Source organism: Haloquadratum walsbyi J07HQW2 (assembly GCF_000415985.1).
Taxonomy (GTDB): domain Archaea; phylum Halobacteriota; class Halobacteria; order Halobacteriales; family Haloferacaceae; genus Haloquadratum; species Haloquadratum walsbyi_B.
On sequence record NZ_KE356561.1, the window covers coordinates 2,222,979 to 2,226,834 of the forward strand.

Annotated in this window: 2 protein-coding genes and 1 other annotated feature (1 of these 3 running past the window's edge); of the genes, one reads left to right on the forward strand and one right to left on the reverse strand. The window is 48.1% G+C overall.

The features are described 5' to 3' along the window. Nucleotides 1-43 (forward strand) — a sequence feature (23S ribosomal RNA rRNA prediction is too short) (it extends 258 nt beyond the left edge of the window). Next, complete coding sequence (locus J07HQW2_RS10410) at nucleotides 37-2,817, forward strand: valine--tRNA ligase (RefSeq protein WP_021055461.1); 2,781 nt, start codon at nucleotides 37-39, stop codon at nucleotides 2,815-2,817. Its footprint overlaps the feature before it by 7 nt. A gap of 84 nt (nucleotides 2,818-2,901) precedes the next feature. Here the strand turns inward: J07HQW2_RS10410 and J07HQW2_RS10415 are convergent. Beyond that, nucleotides 2,902-3,856, reverse strand: a 955-nt coding sequence (locus J07HQW2_RS10415; protein WP_021055462.1) for a quinone-dependent dihydroorotate dehydrogenase, incomplete at its 5' end; no start/stop codon positions are given.

The following is a 3,856-nucleotide window of genomic DNA, read 5'->3' on the forward strand; positions in this document are numbered from 1 at the left end:
ACTTAACACGCCTCCCGCCGGTATTATTGTTAGCTAATGCCGAGCGGAGAATACGACCCCGACGCTGTCGAGACAAAGTGGCAAGATCGCTGGGTCGACGAAGAGACCTATACGTATGGATCCCCCATCATTAGTGCCTCTGAATCTAGCTTTGACCCACATTTGGCGTCTAGGCCTGAGGTATCCGGCGAACACACGCCTGATGGATCAGATATGGATGCCGAAACCGACCCTGACACCGCATTTTCAATCGACTCTCCACCACCGACAGTATCAGGTAATCTTCACTGGGGACATGTCTATGGATTTACGCTGCAGGACTTTGTCGCGCGGTTTAGACGAATGCGTGGTTCAGACGTATTCTTCCCGTTCGGATATGATGATAATGGGATTGCCTCTGAACGACTTGCCGAGGATGAACTCAACGTCCGCCATCAAGAGTATGAACGCCGTGAGTTCCAGCAGATGACCCGAGAGGTGTGCCAGCAGTATGAATCTGAGTTCACCGAAAAAATGCAACAGTTGGGTATCTCTATCGACTGGAATCAAACATATCAAACAATCTCACCGGATGTTAAACGAACATCACAACTATCCTTCATTGACCTGTATGAACAGGGTCGCGAGTATCGTAAACGCGCTCCAACTATTTGGTGTCCCGAATGTGAAACAGCAATCTCACAGGTCGAAACCGAAGATGACGAACAGCCAAGTCATTTTCATGACATTGCATTTGAACTTCTCGACGAAAGCGAGTCTTCCTCTGAACGTCCTATAGATACGTTCACAATATCAACAACGCGTCCTGAGCTACTCCCTGCTTGTGTTGCAATCTTCGTTCATCCTGACGACGATGATAATCAAGACCTCGTTGGTGCTGATGCCCGCGTGCCTCTGTTCGATCAGACAGTCCCAATAATTGCAGACGAACGTGTTGATATGGAGACCGGATCAGGAATTGTGATGTGCTGCACCTTTGGGGATCAAACCGATATTGAGTGGTATCAGGCACATGGTCTTGATCTTCGCATCGCTATTGATGAATCAGGAACAATGACGGATGTTGCGGGCTCATATAGCGGTCTTGATTCGACTGAAGCTCGTGAGTCGATTGTTTCCGATCTTGCAGATAGCGGTGCGCTTCTTGATCGGCGAGAAATCACGCATACAGTGAATGTTCATGAACGTTGCGGGACGAACATCGAATTCCTGGTCAAAGACCAATGGTACGTCAAATTACTCGATAAAACAGACGAGTATCTCGCTGCAGGTCGGGAAATGGAATGGTACCCCGAAAAAATGTTCACACGGTATAAAAACTGGATTGAGGGACTTCAATGGGATTGGGCTATCTCCCGACAGCGCTCGTCAGGGATTCCATTCCCTGTTTGGTACTGCGATGCATGCGAGCATGTTGTCATTGCTGAAAAAGAATCATTACCTGTTGACCCACTCAGTGATGACCCTCCTGTAGAATCATGTCCTGCATGCAATCACGACAGTTTCACTCCTGAAAATGATGTGTTTGATACGTGGGCAACCTCATCACTCACACCACTTATTAACGCCGGATGGGACTGGAATAATGACACCGAAACTATCGAGTTTGAGGACTCAACACTGTACCCATTTAATATTCGCCCTCAGGGACATGACATCATTTCCTTTTGGCTCTTTCACACTGTCGTGAAGTGTTATGAGCACACTGGAGACGTTCCATTCGACAGCGTGATGATCAATGGAATGGTTCTTGATGAAAATCGTGAGAAAATGTCGAAATCAAAAGGAAATGTGATTGCTCCTGATGAGGTGATTACGGAATATCCAGTCGATGCCGCGCGATACTGGGCAGCCGGATCCGCAGTAGGTGATGATCTTCCATATTCTGAAAAAGGCATTCGTGCCGGCGAGAAATTGCTTCGAAAACTATGGAATGCATCAAAACTCGTTGAAGACCTCACTGCTGATGCACCCGACCCTGAAACAATGTCTTATGGCGATCTTGAGGCAATCGACCGGTGGCTCCTCGCTCGAATTGACAGCGAAATCGACCGACTCACTGAAAAGTTCGAATCACGTGAGTTCTCAAAAGCACGAGATGGACTTCGAAGCGTCTTTTGGCATACGTTTTGTGATGATTATCTTGAAATTGCAAAACAGCGAATACGGGAAGGAGACACTGGTGACCCCGCCGCTGCATACACGTTGACTGTTGCACATCGCCGCTTTCTCAAACTTTTCGCCCCAATCCTTGCACACGCAAGCGAAGAACTGTGGCACGATATGTATGCCTCACACTCCGTTTCTGAAACAGACGACGTCTCAACTACAAGTATTCACCGTCAATCGTGGCCGAAACCACTGGGCATCGATGCTGATGTTGCCGCCGGCGAAGCAGCCATGTCGGTCGTTGGTGCGCTTCGAAAGTACAAAAGCAACGCACAACTTTCAATGAATGCAACACTTGATCGGGTGCTTGTTTGGGGAGATATTGATGGATTTGAGTCTGATATTGCAGATGTTATGCACATTGAAACGCTTAAATCACTCACCGAGCGTCCATCAATTGAATCTGTCGTCACCGGTGTTGATCTTGAGTATTCCCTTGTTGGTCCCGCCTTTGGCAATGCTGTCTCAGATATCGAAACAGCGATTGAGTCGGGAGAGTATCATGTCGTTGACGGTCATCTTCATGCGGCCGGGATGACGCTTGATCCCGAGATGTTCGATATCGAAAAACGCCGGCAGTATACTGGTGATGGCGAAATGCTCGATCTTGACACCGAGGATGTGATTGTCATCGTCCAGCATAATTGAACTGCAACCGATTATTTCTATTCGAAATCCCCCACTGCGATTGCTCGCTTTTCATTCGTCTCATACCAGATTGATTACTCAGGTTCATAAATCCGCACCAATTGCCGACTCGACTGAGTCGAATCCATCAGCCTCGAGTAATTCGAGTAATCCCGTATTAATATCACGAGCGAGTGTTGGTCCCTGATACACCAATCCAGTATACAGTTGCACGAGAGATGCCCCCGCTCGAATCTTTGCGTATGCGCCTGCTGCGTTACTTACCCCGCCAACACCAATGATAGGCACGTCTGTGCGCTTCGCAACGAACTGAACCAATTTCGTTGCTTGATCCTCAATTGGTGCGCCCGAAAGTCCTCCACGCTCTATCTGCTCAGTAGAGTCAAGACTCTCAGGACGCTCGGTGGTCGTGTTGGTTGTGATCACACCATCAAGATCGAATATCTCAACAAGATCGATAACGTCCTCAATCGCGCCATCTGAAAGTTCCGGCGCAAGCTTTACTAACAACGTTTCTGCGCCAGCAGTAGTGAGTGCATCCATAATCCTGCTAAGCGAATCGCGCTGTTGTAGCTCCTGCATACCCTCACTGTTTGGACATGAAACATTGACCGCAACATAATCGGCTTCTGCTGCAATCTGTTTATATGTGTATTGATAATCCGATGGTGCCTCATGAATCGGCGTTGACTCTGAGAGTGCAATATTGACACCAATGGGACCACAATGATCAATATTATGTCGACGATTGGATAATCGCTCACCAATGACGTCTGCACCATCATTGTTTAGTCCCATCCGGTTAATCAATGCCTCATCATCTACCAATCGAAACATTCGGGGACGCACATTTCCTGGTTGTGAGACGGCGGTGACCCCACCTACCTCCACGTGTCCGAATCCAAGCGCCCCAAGGATGATCGGTAGTTCAGCGTTTTTATCAAACCCAGCAGCAACACCGACGGGATTATCGAATGACTGTCCAAATGCATCAACTTGAAGTCGATCACTCTCACTCGAAACTGAGTCTGAATCTGTC

Excerpts from the sequence above, each read along its gene's own strand:
- J07HQW2_RS10410 (WP_021055461.1), top strand. The coding sequence starts at position 37 with ATGCCGAGCGGAGAATACGACCCCGACGCTGTCGAGACAAAGTGGCAA.